Origin of the sequence: Natrinema zhouii, from assembly GCF_013456555.2 — an archaeon.
Taxonomy (GTDB): Archaea; Halobacteriota; Halobacteria; order Halobacteriales; family Natrialbaceae; genus Natrinema; species Natrinema zhouii.
Window position 1 is genome coordinate 364,407 of the sequence record NZ_CP084882.1, and the last position, 14,567, is coordinate 378,973.

General features: G+C 51.0%; 11 protein-coding genes and 4 pseudogenes. 7 read left to right on the plus strand and 8 right to left on the minus strand.

Annotated elements, in window-relative coordinates; all coding sequences use genetic code 11:
• Positions 1-479: 479 nt before the first annotated feature.
• The 4 genes and pseudogenes from HYG81_RS45865 to HYG81_RS39430 all read left to right on the plus strand — a co-directional run.
• Positions 480-650, plus strand: a pseudogene (locus tag HYG81_RS45865) (IS6 family transposase); the annotation flags it as partial.
• Positions 651-866: 216 nt separating this feature from the next.
• A complete protein-coding gene (locus HYG81_RS39420; RefSeq protein WP_226777968.1) occupies positions 867-1,070 on the plus strand; it encodes a HalOD1 output domain-containing protein in 204 nt (67 codons plus the stop codon).
• Positions 1,071-1,176: 106 nt separating this feature from the next.
• A pseudogene (locus HYG81_RS39425) lies at positions 1,177-1,350 on the plus strand (IS5/IS1182 family transposase); the annotation flags it as partial.
• A gap of 133 nt (positions 1,351-1,483) precedes the next feature.
• On the plus strand, positions 1,484-1,765 hold the full coding sequence (locus tag HYG81_RS39430; protein WP_226777620.1) for a DUF8072 family protein: 282 nt from the start codon (positions 1,484-1,486) through the stop codon (positions 1,763-1,765).
• A gap of 1,769 nt (positions 1,766-3,534) precedes the next feature.
• On the opposite strand, the gene HYG81_RS39435 is transcribed toward HYG81_RS39430, so the two are convergent.
• The 3 genes from HYG81_RS39435 to HYG81_RS39445 form a co-directional block, all read right to left on the minus strand.
• On the minus strand, positions 3,535-5,502 hold the full coding sequence (locus HYG81_RS39435; RefSeq protein ID WP_226777621.1) for an acetate--CoA ligase: 1,968 nt from the start codon (positions 5,500-5,502) through the stop codon (positions 3,535-3,537).
• Between the two features lie 570 nt (positions 5,503-6,072).
• Positions 6,073-6,933, minus strand: coding sequence for an IS5 family transposase (locus tag HYG81_RS39440; RefSeq protein ID WP_226777622.1), 861 nt, complete (start codon positions 6,931-6,933; stop codon positions 6,073-6,075).
• Positions 6,934-7,092: 159 nt separating this feature from the next.
• Entirely contained in the window at positions 7,093-7,254 is a 162-nt protein-coding gene (locus HYG81_RS39445) for a HalOD1 output domain-containing protein (RefSeq protein ID WP_226777623.1), read from the minus strand.
• On the opposite strand from HYG81_RS39445, the pseudogene HYG81_RS39450 reads away from it, so the two are divergent.
• Positions 7,230-7,538 (plus strand): annotated as a pseudogene (locus HYG81_RS39450) (MBL fold metallo-hydrolase); the annotation flags it as partial. The gene HYG81_RS39445 and the pseudogene HYG81_RS39450 overlap by 25 nt on opposite strands.
• An 84-nt stretch (positions 7,539-7,622) precedes the next feature.
• On the opposite strand, the gene HYG81_RS39455 reads toward HYG81_RS39450, so the two are convergent.
• On the minus strand, positions 7,623-9,473 hold the full coding sequence (locus HYG81_RS39455; RefSeq protein ID WP_226777624.1) for a multicopper oxidase family protein: 1,851 nt from the start codon (positions 9,471-9,473) through the stop codon (positions 7,623-7,625).
• 507 nt (positions 9,474-9,980) lie between these two features.
• Between HYG81_RS39455 and HYG81_RS39460 the strand changes: the two genes are divergently transcribed.
• Complete coding sequence (locus HYG81_RS39460; protein ID WP_226777625.1) at positions 9,981-10,742, plus strand: TrkA C-terminal domain-containing protein; 762 nt, start codon at positions 9,981-9,983, stop codon at positions 10,740-10,742.
• A 333-nt stretch (positions 10,743-11,075) separates the two neighbouring features.
• Here the strand turns inward: HYG81_RS39460 and HYG81_RS39465 are convergent, their stop codons facing one another.
• The 3 genes from HYG81_RS39465 to HYG81_RS39475 form a co-directional block, all read right to left on the minus strand.
• Positions 11,076-11,429 (minus strand): hypothetical protein, encoded by a 354-nt coding sequence (locus HYG81_RS39465; RefSeq protein ID WP_226777626.1) that lies wholly within the window; start codon positions 11,427-11,429, stop codon positions 11,076-11,078.
• Between the two features lie 231 nt (positions 11,430-11,660).
• On the minus strand, positions 11,661-11,804 hold the full coding sequence (locus HYG81_RS39470) for a hypothetical protein (RefSeq protein ID WP_425607555.1): 144 nt from the start codon (positions 11,802-11,804) through the stop codon (positions 11,661-11,663).
• A gap of 879 nt (positions 11,805-12,683) precedes the next feature.
• The gene (locus tag HYG81_RS39475) at positions 12,684-12,833 is read right to left on the minus strand and encodes a hypothetical protein (RefSeq protein ID WP_226777627.1); all 150 of its coding nucleotides are present in this window, start codon (positions 12,831-12,833) and stop codon (positions 12,684-12,686) included.
• Positions 12,834-13,250: 417 nt separating this feature from the next.
• Here HYG81_RS39475 and HYG81_RS39480 point away from each other — a divergent pair, with 417 nt between their 5' ends.
• A complete protein-coding gene (locus tag HYG81_RS39480) occupies positions 13,251-13,601 on the plus strand; it encodes a hypothetical protein (RefSeq protein ID WP_226777628.1) in 351 nt (116 codons plus the stop codon).
• Here the strand turns inward: HYG81_RS39480 and HYG81_RS39485 are convergent.
• Positions 13,594-14,084: pseudogene (locus tag HYG81_RS39485) on the minus strand (deoxyhypusine synthase family protein). The gene HYG81_RS39480 and the pseudogene HYG81_RS39485 sit on opposite strands and share 8 nt — an antisense overlap.
• Between the last annotated feature and the right edge of the window lie 483 nt (positions 14,085-14,567).

A 14,567-nucleotide genomic window follows, 5' to 3' on the forward strand; every position in this document is an offset into this window, starting at 1 on the left:
GAATTGATTCGTTGTTTGGTTGGGATATTCTGGTCACAGCGTTATTGAGAAGAGAGCCAAACTTAGATACAATATGTACACTGATTTCATTACGAGTGGCACTTTCAGTTGCTGTTGCCGAAGTTACTATATTGCACTCACAAATGGATAGAATGTAATAGACTTTTAAGCGATCGGTGTCTATATAAAAGTACAATAGAAATGGATACTTCCCTAAACAGTTTATAAGTGCTGCACCCTATTGGAATTACAACCATACCTGTGTAAAACAATTCCGGTGGTTGTATTTTTACGGTGAAAAGAAATGAGTATAAGATGTTTTTGTCTCTGTTCTGTGTATACTAATTCGAATATAACCACATAAGAGCCCAATAAGATTGGATTTTCTTGGATGATAGTAGAACAGAGCAAAACAGCGTCACGCAGACTGAGTCAGTGAGTGGTACGACGTTTAGCGACGGATAGTCTATAGCTGGCTCAAGCGACTCGTTGATGACGCGCTCATTCTGGTTGACGGAGCGCCGTGGCTGAAAGTGGCATGCCACCATCACAACCTCCGATTCTACTAAGTCACCCATGGGAACCGGAATAGCATCGAACGGGCGTTTAAAGAACTAAAACGCCGAACTAAATCGTTTGCCAACCATTTCTGATACGCTGAGCTGGAAACCGCAGAAGCGTGACTTCAATCGTTCGCGGTTTGCTGGAACTAGCTACTCTGAATATGCCCTTTGTGTGGGCAGCGTCCAGATACCCAGTGTGATGGGAGCAACTCACCTTTCGAAGGTTTTTTTTTAAATCTCAGTCCAATACAGCTGTGAGTAACGATGGTAAGCAGCACCAGATTTGTAGATATTCCTGTGGTGATGAAAGTCGTCCAACGTGTTGCAGCGGTCACAGACCAAGAAGTAACCAAGTTACTGCCCTTGTATGATGCGATTGATCCCGAGGCGCTAGATTCACTTACCGAGTCCGTCGTGACGAGCCCAGCATCGCTGGAAATTCGTTTCACATACGCAGGACAGCAAGTTATAATCGACGGAAGAGGAACTGTTAGTGTCGAAAACTAGCTGATGGGACAGCGAGTAATTGCAGAGCGGCTCTGGTGAATCGCTGGACAGCGTCGGCTTCGACCGTCAGAACTAGGAGTATAAAGCGAGAAACCGCCGATGATCCATGTCGAAGATTTCCCGCTTCACAAGCAAAGCAGTCCAGTTAGCTAAAAATGCTGTTGGTGAGCGAGGTGGAGTTGCCGCCCCCAAAGGGGGTGGCGGCTTCGCCGAGTATGCGGTGGTGTCGCTGCACTATCTGCGGGTTTACCTAGAGAAATCCTACAGAGAAGCACTTGAAAGTCATTCTGTCAATCAGTCATGATTAAACTATAGGTTCATCCAAAAGAGAGGATAACTCCGAACATCAGCTAGGAGGGTGATCTAGCGCGAAATCAGCACGACTTATAGGCCTCAACAGCCAGTATGTGAGTATGGCAGACCTAAACCCGATCGCGAAGCGAATACACCAGATCAGTCCCGGACCTGTCGAGCTGACGCTCGACGATGGAACGACGGCCATATTTCATATTTCTGGGGCCGAGTTCTTTCAGCAGGAATTTCAGGCGGAGGGTGTTTCTGAGGACGATGAAGCGGACTATCGATTCATTACGAGCACAGATAACGAATCAGTTCTGGTTGGACGGAAGGGCGTAGACGAATCGAAGTGGACGACAATCGGGACGGTAACTGAAGTCACCAGAGATGGATCGTAACCCTGTTCGCTAAGAATCAGACTATCCACCCGTTCACGACGTATCATTTCTTGCAATGTGAGGGAAAACTCCGTTCTAGTCGGTTCTTCGGCGACAGCTGCCGTCAGCACAGTTAATGACGGTCAACAGTTCTCCTGGAACGCAACATCTCCGTCCATCAGTATATAGTAATTCATCTTTTTCGGATAATGTCGGCGTTTCGTCGTGCCGTTTCGAAATTCCACCCATTGGATTACATGCATATATATATATATATATATATAATACATGAACATAACCTCCTCCAAAAGCAGGGAACATGTATATATTAGCACAGTAAACTCGGATCGGTCGCTGAAACTCATGAGACCCAATTACTTATCGATAATTATCCAGATTCGAATCACTGATTTCGGTCTCGAGGTCATCGACGTATTCCATCAGAATCTCCGGCAGATCGGTGGTGTATCGTTCGTCCTTGAACTGATACTTCGGGCCAATAATAGCGATCGCACCGAGAACGTTCCATCGGGGCCTATCACGCGCCGCTCAACTTCTCTGAGACTGTTAACGTACTCTTCGTTGATGAATGCAACGCCTCGATCGCGAATCTACTCGAGTTCTCGGAGGAAATTGTCTCGGTTCGTGATAGTGTGTACCGTCTATCTCGGAAGTCCCCAGTCGTCCAGTACCGCTTCGACGCGCTCGTCCGGTAATTCGGCGAGACTCGCTTTGCCAGTTGCAACGCTATGGAGATAATAGTAGATCTCGTCAGAGCTAGGTGCGGGGATATATATATCACTTCTTGGACGAAAAGTGGCTGTCTGGGTAGAAGGATTCGGGGAGAAAATATCGCAATTATCACTTCCAACGACGAATTCAACCTCTTCGCCGATGCGGTCAGAAAGTTTTGTGTCAGTCTACTTCGCCAACGTGTATGCCTTCTTGCGTGAGCGTACATACTCGCCGTGATTGAGGAACTATAATCCGATGTGATATACCGCGCCCTCCTTTGTGAGATGGAGGTGAATCGCACTTCTCGCGATCTCCAACTCCTCGGCCAGTTCATCAAGCGTTGCACTACCCACTCTCTGAATCGTGTCGATTACGTCCAGTGACCGTTCTGTAGTTTTTGCTGTCTGCTTGGTTATATCTCTTTGTACCGACTGATACGGTATAATGATTCGCCTGACTCGGTACCATCTCCCTTGGAGATCCTATGCAGAAACCGTTAGCGGAGATGCTCTTGCAGGATTTGATAGCGATATGATCCGTTGTATCCTCTCGACCACTTCTCTAAGTACGGTCGACTTTCACAGAATAACCCGAACAACTCCAGTGAAAACCGGTCGTCGATTTCACCTTCGACACCCTCGTATAGTACTCGTGATTTTATGTAAGGACCTCTCGTCGGATGATCCAGACACTCCGTTTTTAGATACTCTCGTACTACGTCGTCAGTTTCCGCGATATCGAATGTCTGTAACTGGGAAGGGATTTCGTTCATGGTGATTGAGGTGCCTCTGGCGGTTACCGGGAAGATATAGAGTGTTTATTCCGGATGAATCATAATAATGTCGATGTGGCTACAGCGACTTCGGATCGATACACATCTCATTTCACTTTTTAGGAGCGGGCCGTCGTAGTTAGTCGCTTCCAGTGATGTATCTTTGTCGGATTCCGATTCTATAGAAATTGTCTTTCCTAATCACTCAACAAAGGATCAGGGATGTAAAATGTCCTGTCAGCCAGTGAACGAGGAGACCGTAGTCAGAAATACTTTCGACTGCTCACTGTCGATTCCAGATCGTTGCGAGCTCACCGAGAATTTCCGGATTCCGTAGGCTGTCGCTGTTCGGAAGTTCTCGACCGTCGACGACACGCTCGAGGAGCCGATACATAGTCTTCCCGGAGTAGGTTTCGGGTAGTTCGGGCGTGAATACGATGCTCGCTGGCCGTGCGAACTCACCGACGTGCTCGACGACTGCATCCGCGATGGCGTCTTCGACGACATTCTGATCTTGCTGTTCTTGCTCGAGGGTTACAAAGACACAAAGTGACGTCTCGCCAGCAGTACTCTCGGCGACGGCAGCAGCTTCGGTAATGCCGTCTACCGTCGTGATTGTAGCCTCGAGTTCGGCCGTTCCGAGGCGGCGGTTACCGATTGTGATCACATCGTCATCACGGCCGACGATCGTCACGTACCCATCGTCGTCAACGACGGCACGGTCACCTGTGAAATACCGCCAGGTATCCGCCCGCGGGTCCGAAAACGCTTGCCAGTACTCCGCGAGAACCCAGTACCGGTCACTCTCGAGCGGAGCGAGCATCGACGGCCAAGGGCGGTCAATCGTCAGATAACCGGGTTCGCCCGGCGGGAGTTTGCGGCCGTCTTCGTCGACGATCTGGATTTCGATTCCAGGTAACGGTGGGCCGACCGAACCGGGCTTCGACTCGTCGATTCCGGGACGGACCGAAATGAGAACGCATCCGGTTTCGGTCTGCCACCACGTGTCGACGATCGGGCACCGTTCCTCACCGACATGGGTATAGTACCACTCCCACGTATCCGGACCGATCGGTTCACCGACGGTACCGAGCAGGCGTAGCGACGACAGGTCATGGGACGAAGGAAACGACTCGCCCCACTTCATAAACGTCCGGATCACTCCTGGTGTTGTATAAAAGACCTCCACGCCGTTTCGTTCGATCAACTCCCATGGCCGGTGGCGATCAGGATAGCGGAGACTCCCCTCCACAAGGACTACCGTTGCACCCGAGAGAAGCGGCCCGTAGACAACATAGGAGTGGCCGGTAATCCACCCGATATCGGCCGTACACCAGATTGTGGTCCCTGGCGTGAGGTCGAATACTTCCTGAGCCGTCCACGCAACACCTGTGAGGTAGCCCCCGGTCGCGTGAGTCATTCGTTGCTGGTCGCCGGTTGTCCCTGACGTGTGAATGTGAAAGAGGGGATCGGTCGACTTCCGCGACACTGGAGTCACATCTGCGCCGGCGTACGTCTCGACAAGGTCGTCGTAGTCGTATTGGTTCTCACCGAGATGCGTCCCGTGGCTCGCACCGAGTCGATCGACGACGATTGTGGGGAGCGATTTCTCGAGCGATGCTAGGGCCGTATCGGCTTTCCGCTTCTGGTCGATCGCGGTCTCCTCGCGGATACTACCGTCGCAGGTGACGAGCGCGGACGAGTCGACATGTTGCATCCGCTTGACGAGCGCATCGGGAGCAAACCCCGCAAAGACGACATTGTGGACCGCCCCGATGCGAGCGCAGGCGAGCATCGCGATCGGCAACTCGGGGAGCTTCGGCAGGTAGATCGTGACGACGTCTTCCGCTTCGACACCGAGCTCGCGAAGCGCAGCTGCGACGGCCGACACCTCGCGGTAGAGGTCGTAATATGTATAGGTTCGGCGCTCGCCTCGTTTCCCCTCCCACCGTAGTGCGACCTGATTCTTCCGCTCTTCGAGGTGACGATCGATGCAATTTTCCGCGGCGTTCAGGCGGCCGCCGACGAACCATCGGTAAAAGGGCGCATTTTCCTCGTCGACGACGCGATCGTAGGGCTTGCGCCACTCAAGCAACGATGTGGCGGCCTCCCAGCACGCCGGCCACTTATGATCGAAGCAATCATCGTCGGCTGGCTCCGTCGCAATACTATTGCGACTGAATGTTTGCGCAGTCCAGCGACGAACCGTTGAGTTCTCGAGGGAAGGATACGTCGGTCTCTCTTCGGTCATAAGTCATCCCTTCGACGCCGATCCTCCTGTAGATTCCGTTTAGTATTATTGGCGATGTTACGGTTCGAAAAACGAAACAGGAGGATTTTATCATCTCTATCAGAATGCCACCCATCACTGGTTCCGGTACTGATATTTAACTGAATTTTACAGCCTTCGAGGTCCCATGACGTGGGTTGGCGTATCTGAGTATGCAACTCCATCTAGTTTAATTGTTACTTATGATCTACCTTCCCTACTTCGCTCACCCCATACAGGGTTCGCTCGTTGAGGGACTGCTTTGATGTGGACTCTCTGGGATAATCGAGAACGGCTGTAACTCATCCAGAAAGTCTGGTCAGGATTACTCCAGCGCCGTAGTCAGCATCGCGCCACATTAGATAGACGCCATCTCCGCAGACCGCCACGTCAGATGAGGCCCATCACTGGGATTAGGTATCTGGTTCAGATAGAGCAACCCGCCCCGGTCTGGGTATAACTGATAGCCGACAATAATTGAGAACTCCTGAATTACCGCTTGAAGTCTCATTACTCTAATTCAATAGAACGGCCTTGTTTGAACGCGTGATTTCACGACTGTGAGTTCTCTATGGCGCGTTCGATGTTGCGGACCGCGGATTTCATGACAAGTTCACGGAATTGACCGAACCAGGTTCTCGACCAGAGCGTATTGCCGTATCTGCGTCGGATCCCGAAAAACACCGATTCAGCGTTCGAGCGCTGGTGGTACGCCCGATCCTTGATGAGCAAATTTCTCGCCCACCCCCGCAGTCCAGGATCTCGCTGCGGAATCAGCGGCGTGATACTTTCCGCACGCAACCTCGTACGAAGCTCCTCCCAGTCGTAGCCCTTATCGGCAGCGACAGTCGCCAAATCGTCTAGATTCCGCACTAACACCTGCCAGCCGACTTGCGTATCGTGCGGTTGTTTCATCGAACAATGTATATCGAGAATCGCACTGGTTTCACAATCAATGAGCAGCGTCGTCTTCACCGCCTCGAACGTGTAGTCCGTCCGTTTTGCGTAGTGCTGGCTGGCCTGGACGCGATCGACACCGGTTGCGTCGATCGCCTGCACATCACCGAGATCATACAGTTCGACGGACTGATCAAGGATCGCTCGCCACCGCTTCATCGGAATCGACTGCTTTCGCGTACACACGGTCGAGAAGTGTGGGACCGTTTCAGGCGTCAATCCGAGTGATTCCGTCACTCTTGGCATCTCGCGGAGGACATCCATCAGCTTCCGGTACGGATGGCCGAGATACTCTTTCAATCCCTGAACGGCGAGAATCAGCCAGTCAGCGTAGCCTTCTTTTCCCGGACGGTAGGCTGGAGCTGGCGTACCAACGACGGCTTTTTGGGCGAGCGATACAATCTTCTCTGTGAAGCGGGAGGTCTTCGTGTGCACAACGAACCCGTCCCGCTTCATTTCCTAGTAGATTTGGTATTTTCCCCGAGATACTAGCACGGCGATAAGTATTCGATCGACTCTACACTGTAACGTTTGAGCGTCTAAACAAGGCCCAATAGAACTATTCGAGATGATTGTTACGTCGTATACGTGACAGCTGAGCGAAACGCGTCCGACTCAGGCCGAGTCGTCGGTAGCGGTCGGTTCGAACAATCGGTCCAGCGTGGCGGGATCCACGACATCGTTTAACGGTGGCTCGAGGATAGTTGGGGAAGCATCTTCCGCGTCGGAGATCGCTTCGAGGACGCCGACGGCTCGGTGCCGAACTGGAGTACGCAACCGACTCGCACATCCACGCGGACCATACCTCGGGCGTCCGCAATCTCGCCGACGAGGGCGTCATCCCTGAGGCGACGGTCGACCGCGGCGTCACCTACGCTGACGAACTGACTCTCTCAGCGGACAGCGACGAGTTCGAAGTCGGTGACGTCTCCATTGAGGCCGTCTACACGCCCAGTCATATCTCCGGGATGACCTCGTACCTGATCGACGACTCACTACTTGCGACTAGCGACGACCTGTTCGTCGAGAGTGTCACCCGCCCAGACTTAGAAGACGACGACTAAGGTGCGGAAGACGCCGCCAGGCAGCTTTATAAGGCCTTGAGGTCGTTTAGCTGACGGGAGTCTTCCGACGACCCCATCGCTTCAGCGCTGGGTCGTCGAATCGTCGCCGCCGTTGCTATTGGCGTCCTCATCACCGTTCGGCAGGACGGTAAACGGCCGCATCATGTCGTGGTCCTCGTGTTCGAGCATGTGACAGTGCCACATGTACGTGCCCGTCTGATCGTTGAACAGTCCGTCGTGCTCTCCGAAGTGGGTGATCACGTGGACTATCTCACCGGGATCGACAGTGATCACGTCGTTCCATCCTCGTTCGTACGGCTTGGGCGCCTCAAGTGCGTCGAGGTCGATCTCGTCCTCGTTGGGTTCGTAGTCCCCGATCGGCTGTCGTCCCAGCATTTGGAAGTGGACGAGGTGAAGATGCATCGGATGGGACATCCCGCTCCGGTTGGCAAAACTCCAGATCTCGGTATCACCGAGCGCGGGTTTCTCGGTCACAGGGTCATCGATTTTGAGGCCATCTCGCTCTTGTGCCGTTCCGAGCAAGTGGAGCTGCCGTCCGTAGTCGTCGGTCGCACCACCGTTGAGCGTGAGATATCGTTCGTTGTCGACCGAATCGACTGGGATGTCCGGAACACGAGTGAGCTCGTCGGGGAGCTCAGTAGTATCCTGTGAGTCCCCTGTGTCGCTCACGTCCACGAGCATGATCTCGGGGAGCGGAACAATGTTGTCGTCCCTCAAACCCGTCCTGCCACGATACTGAGCGGGCGCGTTGTTGTGGAGCAGCAGCGTCTCTCCTGCGTATTCGGAAAAGTCGACGACGACGTCGGCACGCTGGCCGGAGCCGACCTCGAGGCGATCGTCGATCTCTACCGGTGTTGAGAGGAGACCGCCATCGTTCCCGATCTGGACGAACGATGGTCCATCTCCACCAGTCTCGCCCGACGACTCGTTGTATTGGCGGAGTTTGAGGGTGTAATATCGACTGTTTGACCCATTGAGGAGCCGGAACCGATACAATCTGGGTTCGACGGAGAGCCGAGGCCAGGCCTTCCCGTTGACGACCGACGTGTCGCCGTAGAACTGCGGAACGATACTCGGATCGGGGTGTGACTCGTCGCTGCCGCCTTTCTCGTCCGAGATGGCCGTCGGATAGAACAACGATCCGTCCTCCTCGAAACTCCGATCCTGGAGGACGAGCGGGATCTCGTACTCGTTCTTGGGCAGACCGAGGCTCCGTTCGTGGTCGTTCCGCAGGAGATAGAACCCCGCGAGGCCGGCATAGACGTTTAATCGCGTAATGCCGAGCGAGTGATCGTGATACCACAGCGTCGCCGGCGGCTGGTCATTTATGTAGTAGTAGTCTTTCTTCTGGAACTCGGGGCCCGTCTCCTGAAAGTCTCGAGTGAACCACGCCTGCGCGTGGCCGTCGCTCTCAGACTCGACGTTTCCGCCGTGGAGGTGCGTTACGGTCCGTACGCCTGGCATATCGTAGGGAATGAGGTCGCTGTGAATCGTCGTATCTTCGGGCAGGAGATGCTCGTCCGGGAGGTCGTTCGTCCAGCGGACGTAGATCGGTTCACCCTGCTCGGCCTCGATCGTCGGACCCGGGAACTGTCCGTCATAGCCCCAAACGGTCGTTGCTGGGAGATCGCGGTGTAGCTTCTGCTCGACCTCACTCATCTCTATCTCGTAGCGAGGGTGCCCGTCCTTCGTTCCGGACGGTTCCGCGACGCCCGGTCGGGGGACCTCATCGACCCACTTCTCGAGATCCGGCGACGAATGGTCCGTTATTGTCGTTGCGTTCTCGGCTTGAGACGGATTCGAGTTCCCCGTCGAACAACCTGCGAGAGCCGAGATACCCGTGGCACCGGCTGCGATGCAGAGCTTGCGGCGCGATATCCTTGGTTTAGGTGGCCTAGTGTGATCACCCATGGTACAACTGTACCTATGAACGCCCCGTATATGTGCGTCTGGCTGATTCTTACTGCATCGGAATCGGACCAAGGGACATCGTCAAACGGGTCTATTGCGCACCCCCGTTCAAATTTACGGAGAATCCTATAACGTAACGAACAACCGTATGGAATCCCTTGATTCGCTGAATGGATGAATTGTCCTCGTGGTCGCTCAAACGGAGGGATCTAGTTCTGACAACGTATTTGATAATTGGAATAGTATGAGATTGGGCGTAATAGGTATATAAGCCATGACCCAGCGAGGGTCGCTCGACGCATCGACAAGGACGATGCAGAGAATTTCTTCGTCCTCGGCATTAGGAATAAAGACGACTACGAAGAGTTCCGACCACTAATTGATGTTCGAAGAGCCGATCCACTGCTTGAGAACCAACCAACGAAGCATCACACTGACATTTGGCCCCGCATCTGCAAGCATAACAGTCTAAACTGTCAAATACTGGGCTCCCATTAGCCTACTACCATGACTGCGTCTGGAGCAATCATCACTCTCTTACTCGTGTTCGCCGTATCGCTGTTGATCGTTCGTACTGGGACCGTTGCACTCATGATGACCGGAATGGCACAAGAAGTCGCTTCATTTCAAGCTGCTTCAGCGTTTTCGGGTGCAGGGTTTACTACTGATGAAACCGAACGGGTGCTTGCGACCCCGCAGCGACGCATAATAGTCAAAAGTCTCATCAGAGCTGGAAGTTTTGGCATTGTTACCTCAATTGCGTCGCTTGTACTTTCATTCACGCGTGACGGAGGGGATTACACTTTCCGGTTGATTTCTATCATTATCGGTGTTATTGTAATTGTCATGTTTGCTCGGAGTCGCTGGTTCAATCAGCTCATTACACCCGGAATTGAGTGGGCAATAAACCGTACCACTACGCTTGATTTTCGCGATTACACCCATCTTCTAGACTTACATGAAGACTACCGAGTAGCTGAACTTCAAGTTAAGAATGACAAATGGCTCATACGTGGGCCACTTGGTAACCTGAACCTTGATGCCGAAGGCGTGATGATATTGGGTATTAATCGACAGGATGGTTCGTATATCAGTCCCCCTGATCCAAATTATACACTTCAACCCGGCGACACACTAACTGTCTATGGCCAGAAAGAGCGATTAATAGAACTCTCAGAACGCACGAAAGATGATGAGACAGCACACACTGAGGCTATTAAAGACCACAATCAGAACGCCGAAAATGGACGATTTCCAACGTATTCCTAGATACTTCGATTCATATATCAGCTGTGATTAGATATTAATATATAATTATTTATTCTTTATATTACTAGTCTATATATGTAAATATATCTCGATAATATTGTGGTGAAACTTCCATATTCCCACTTCAAACAGGGAATCATGCAGTTAGAGAGGAGAATGTGCATTTAAGAAACAATCTATAGCAATTTTCATTCAGAAATCCGACCGGTACTATGCATCACAGCCCTAATAAAATCACTTTAGTCTCAACTTACCTGTCTCACAGAAGTTGATATTCTATGAACAGTCATTCAGTCGTGTGCTTAGATAACGGTTAGTAAAGAACTATTTTATTTACACTATCTCTTCTTGGAGGAAAAGATAGAGATCAAGACCGATCAAGATGACATTAGCTGTCAGGATGACCCAATCGAAGGGGTCATCCCAGAATCTGACGAGGATCAATACTGTTGAGAATGTTCCCAAGACGAGAACACCGACGAGATATAGAATTGGCTGCCAATACGAAGAGAGATACGCGACAAACAAGAGAAAGAATATCGTCGCAAAACCGAGGTAAATCGTCCTCTCTAGCGTCACTCCCCGATACACGTACATGAGAACCACAACCAGCGCCAGCACGATTACGACTCCGTTCAGGAGATTTTGTGGTTGGTTTTTCCAATCGGCCCCCTCTTGTCCGACCATACACCAATAGAGTTTCAACAGCCGGAAATACGTTCGGCCCAACCCAGTGAAGTATCACGATTGTCATCACCTTCAATCGGCTAATAGTTGTTGGCAGTGTGATTTACTTTATTCAGTCTGACCGACCGGACATTGCGGAATCCTTGCTGGTCATTATTCGTTTGTCAGTGCTTCGACTTCGTCATTTTATCTGTTTATTGATGTTCGTTTCATCTGGAGTGACGGCTTCACTCAAAGTTCTCCGAAGCCGTACTTCGAGTGGTTCCTGACGCGGGTGAGCCCGCTCTTCACGGTCTCCACCGGACGGTCGCTATCGTAGCCGACGGCCACATCGTGATCAACTGTCTCCAACTCGTCAACGTCGCCACCTTCCATGACCTTCTCCAGCTAGTGGCGCAGCTGCGCTTCGTCGTCTACGCTCCACCACCAGATGTAGAATTCCTCTAAACCTTCGACAACCTCGAGGCCAGAAGCGGTTAGACTCGCTTAGCGTTCCTTGGGGTCCAATTGCGGAGTTTTTCGACGGTTTCGTCGACCGGCTGTCTCAAGGCTAATTTGAAGCGCGTCTAGATGGTATTACTTTCAGTCGAACGGAACCTGCATTGGCTCGTTGATCGGTAGCTACTCTGAGTGAATCGCCTCGATTGCTGACTACCTGAACAAGTCGTGGGCAACGTAACTCTACTTTGGTGAATGCTTGGCCGATCTCCTTGATGACGTCCAATGTCCTGACGGCCACCTCAGAATTCGAGTTTTTGTCGTCTGTGGTGTCTGTCCCTATGTGCTTTATTATGATTTACTCAAATACTGTTCGACAAATAAACTTTGCGAGCACTGAATGTCTGCGCATAGAATAGCCCAACTACACCTCTCTTCTAGAAGGCCGACCCGCTGGTCGACCATAGCGCGCACCTCAAGCGCGCTGATATCGTATTATCCTGTGGACAGCAAAGAGCTACCGAAAATGGGAGACGGATATGGTCTGGATATTAATTAAATTTCTATATTTCAGTATAGGATTAAGTACGTAGCAACCGTTTGTAGTGTATGTTCAATGTCGCAGTCGGTAGACTTCGAATCCTCGTAGCATTGTTCGCCGCGGTAGCTATACTGGTAACAGTCACTGGAGGGGTCTTGTAGGTATCTCAAAGGTGTTCATGACGTTGGTAATCTTCAGTGTTGGAATCGCTCTTGTCCTAGGGGTGTTCAATTCAGCCCGGTGACGCACCACTGACGGCTATTAATTCTTAACAGTCACTTGTTCTCATCAGCCAGATTCCGCTGTCCGCCCCCGAACTGTACTCGCTCGTCTCTGGCTTCGGCGATGTTCGCCTCGATGTGGGTCTTGCACCCGTCGTAGTTGGCCTTCCGATCGACACACTGGTCACAGGCACGTTGTGACACGTCTCGGCGGTCGAGGCTGACGTGCAAGAACGACTCTGCCAGTGCGAACTGACTGATTAGAACGCAACTGGCGTGCTGTCTGCTGGCATCTATTCGACAACAGTCGTGTCATCTGTTGGTGATATCGGCTACAAAGGCAATCTATCCAGTAATATATTAGTTAGTGTCACACTCTTTCGTGGATCGAACCTGACCATTTTCGACGCAGTAGGTTGAGGTATACGATGATCCTTCGTAGATATCAGTTTTCGTTTGAGCCCGTACTTGCCGCCCGATAAGTGTGACTCGACCTGATCGTAAATGGGTTCTGCGCTATCGATACGGCACCGATTTCCATCTGCTGAGCCTAACTGGGAGGTTCACGTCTTGACCGGCGTGTGAAAAGCTACTATAGGTGTGACATTGTACTATCATACAATGACTGATCCAGTCAGCGTCTCTCACACCTATGCTTTGTCAGACACAGTTGATCTCGTGGCGACCTTGGAAACAATGAGTGTACAGTATTTGGATGTCGATGAGCAGCGGACTCTCGTAATTTTCACTGGTGCGATTCTCAACCTCGAAAGTGACAATGGATCCCTTACAGATCTTACTTGTGTTGAGATTACAGTTTACAATCTCCCTCTAAACTCGAATCGTGATAAAGGGAAGGAAGATGAAACTGCGGCGACTCTCATTACGGATTTTGTTGACCGACTTGGAACCACAGCCGAAACAGACTATGAAAGAATCGATCCAAACGGATCAACGGATACCGCTAACTGATACCAACTTCGGAATCGTATCCCTGGCGATAGTAGTCGAGGAAGTTACCTACCTCAGCATCTGTTAATGCCGGACAGTACACCGGTACATCGTTATCTGCAGCCTGTTTCAAACAGAATCCTCGTCAGTAAGTGTTTCTCCTAATTCGCGTGCAAATGCTGCCGGAGTCCGCACCTTCTCGCCTACAAAAATCATCAAAGAAGTCATAAAGTTATTCTTCCAACCACATGTATCGACCAGATGGGACAAAAATGTTCCCAAGAGGTTAATCCCTCGATCGCAGAGTGCTACTTCATCAGCATCCCAATCACCCATTTTGAATGGCTTTGCTGTCTTAATGACATCCTCTGTCAACGCCCCTGCTGTGGTGATAAGCACATCAATATATCCTTCACGAACAAGATACGCAACTACTTCACACAATCCGGATGAGATGATATTTGAGGTGAAAGTGAGATAGATTGTAGCATCCTCCTCCTGCATTCGCTCAGTAATTACCAAATATGACTGATATTCTTCTTTGAATTTTTGTTTACTCACCAAAAGAAGAGAATGTCACCAACTTAAAACAGATTTCATCCATCAGCCAAGGATGAAACCAAGACTAGCTTGGTATTGACCCACTTGTGCGTAGAAGAAGAAAGATACCGGCTGAAAAAACTAGTGCAAGCCATAGAAAGAAGATAGTCGCTGCTTGCCGACCTGTAAGCTGGTCACCACTAAGGAATTCGTCGATCTCCATGTATAACGATAGGAACTAGGACAAGATAAACTGTTTGATCTAGGTTGGGTCTCTAAATAGGCAGGATATGATTAGTCTCTCCCAGACCACTACTATGTAAGGAAGGTAGGTCCCATGATCGGTTCGACTTGATTACCTGGAGATATTCGAGGATTTTATTATTTGAACCCCCCGTCAAACGTTATTGTGCCCTGGTATTCCTCTGGTTGGTCTTCGGAGTCAGT